Annotated in this window: 1 protein-coding gene, 2 tRNA genes and 1 pseudogene; 1 reads left to right on the top strand and 3 read right to left on the bottom strand. The window is 76.7% G+C overall.

Translation table 11 applies throughout. From position 1 onward, the window contains the following. Window positions 1–463: pseudogene (locus AC0CYZ_RS07710) on the bottom strand (hypothetical protein); the annotation flags it as partial. A 342-nt stretch (window positions 464–805) separates the two neighbouring features. Between AC0CYZ_RS07710 and AC0CYZ_RS07705 the strand changes: the two are divergent. Then, window positions 806–1,519, top strand: a complete 714-nt coding sequence (locus AC0CYZ_RS07705) for an SGNH/GDSL hydrolase family protein (RefSeq protein ID WP_472213935.1) — start codon at window positions 806–808, stop codon at window positions 1,517–1,519. Window positions 1,520–1,584: 65 nt separating this feature from the next. Here the strand turns inward: AC0CYZ_RS07705 and AC0CYZ_RS07700 are convergent. Both AC0CYZ_RS07700 and AC0CYZ_RS07695 read right to left on the bottom strand, forming a co-directional pair. After that, window positions 1,585–1,659 (bottom strand) — tRNA-Val (locus tag AC0CYZ_RS07700). 1 nt (window position 1,660) lies between these two features. After that, a tRNA-Cys gene (locus AC0CYZ_RS07695) sits at window positions 1,661–1,732 on the bottom strand. Between the last annotated feature and the right edge of the window lie 23 nt (window positions 1,733–1,755).

Genomic DNA, 1,755 nt, shown 5'->3' with positions numbered 1-1,755 from the left:
TGGGGTGACCGTCCTGGCGCTCGTAGCCGCCGGTCTCGTAACGGGCCGCTCGGGCCGCGTCGAACCGGCCCGACTCGTACGCGGCCGGCGCCGACTCGTAGGCGGTGGGCTCGTAGGGCGGGGTCTCGGCCCGCTGCTGGTGACGCACGGTCGGCTCGGCGGCCTGCCGGACGGCGGCGGCGTCGTAGCCGGCGGAGGCCCGCTCGGCGGCCGACCACGAGCCGGTGTGCGCCGGGCGCGGGGCCGCGGGCTGGGGCCCGGAGTACGGCCCGACGGCGGGCTGCGGGCCCGAGTAGGGGCCGGGCACCGGGGTGTTCCCGGTCCAGGGGCCCGCCGCGCGCTGCGGGCCCGACCAGGGGCCCTGCGGGCCGGCCGCGCGGTCGTCGTGCCGGCCGACGCCCGTGTCCCTGGGCCCGGGGATGCCGAACTCCGGACGCGGGTCCTGCTGCAGGTCGGGTCGCATGGACGAGAACCTTCCGGTGTGGGGAGCGGGGCCCGCCGCGGCGTCGGGGGAGCCGTGGCGGGCGCGGCGATGACGGTAGGGAAGCCCGCGTCGACCGGCCCCGGAGCTGAGAGCGTCGCGCTCCGGAGGCCGCGCAGGGGGCGCTGGCGTGCGACCAACGGTGCCCGGCGCCGCCGGACGTCGGCAGGCGCTGCTCCGAACGCCGACCCGGGCCTTCAGGTCTCGCCCAGGTGCGCCGCTCGCCCCGGCCACGCGTCACTCCACCGGGTGAGGTCCGCGCCGGGCGCCTAACGGCGGGCCGATCCGCGACGAGGTCCGGGGGAAGGCCATCGAAGGGGGACCATGCGCATCGTCACCGTGACCGCGGCGGTCGTGCTCGCCGTGCTCGCCGGCCTGCTCGTCGTGAAGACCCGCACCGACGACCACGCGGCCGCCGAGGTCCGGCCGGTGTCGATCACCGCCGCGGACACCCGGCCGATGCTCGGCGTCATCGGCGACTCCTTCGCCGCGGGCACCGCGCTCGGCGGCGCGGGCGGCCAGGGCTTCCCGATGATGGTCGCGGAGCGGGTCGGCTGGCGGTGGGGAACCACCGCGATCGGCGGGACGGGCTACGTGGCGCAACTGCCCGGGACGCTGCCCTACGACGGCGGGCAGGTCGACCGCATGGTCGCCGCGCGGCCGGACGTCCTCGTCGTCGAGGGCTCGCAGAACGACGGCCGCGCCGACGTCGCCGCGGTGGGGAGAGCCGCGACGGCGCTCTACGCGCACCTGCGCCGCGCGCTGCCGCGGACCCGGATCGTCGTCGTGGGCCCGGTCGCGTCGAACTCGGCCCAGGCCGCCGCGCTGGGAAGCGTGGACCGGGCCGTCGGCGACGCGGCCCGCGCAGCGGGGCTGCCCTACGTCGACGCGATCGCCGAGGGCTGGTTCACCGACGCGCAGGCGGCGCTGATCGGCGAGGACCACATCCACCCGACGTGGACGGGCCACCAGCGCATCGCCGACCTGCTGGGCGCCGACCTCACCCGGCTCGGCGTCCTGCCCCCGGCGCGCGTCTGAGCGTTGCCGGGGCCACGCCCCGCGCATGACGAAGGCCCTGGTCACCGTCGTGACCAGGGCCTTTGTGGTGGGCGATACTGGGATTGAACCAGTGGCCTCTTCCGTGTCAAGGAAGCGCTCTCCCACTGAGCTAATCGCCCGAGGCGGAGGCGGGAATCGAACCCGCGTACAGGGCTTTGCAGGCCCTTGCCTAAACCACTCGGCCACTCCGCCCTGCGTTCGGAGCTGGGGAACCC

The sequence above is a fragment of the Actinomycetospora sp. genome, from assembly GCF_055612215.1.
Note: the sequence above shows the minus strand (reverse complement) of the source record. Positions and strands in the feature narration are given on the sequence as shown.

Excerpts from the sequence above, each read along its gene's own strand:
- AC0CYZ_RS07705 (WP_472213935.1), top strand. The coding sequence starts at position 806 with ATGCGCATCGTCACCGTGACCGCGGCGGTCGTGCTCGCCGTGCTCGCC.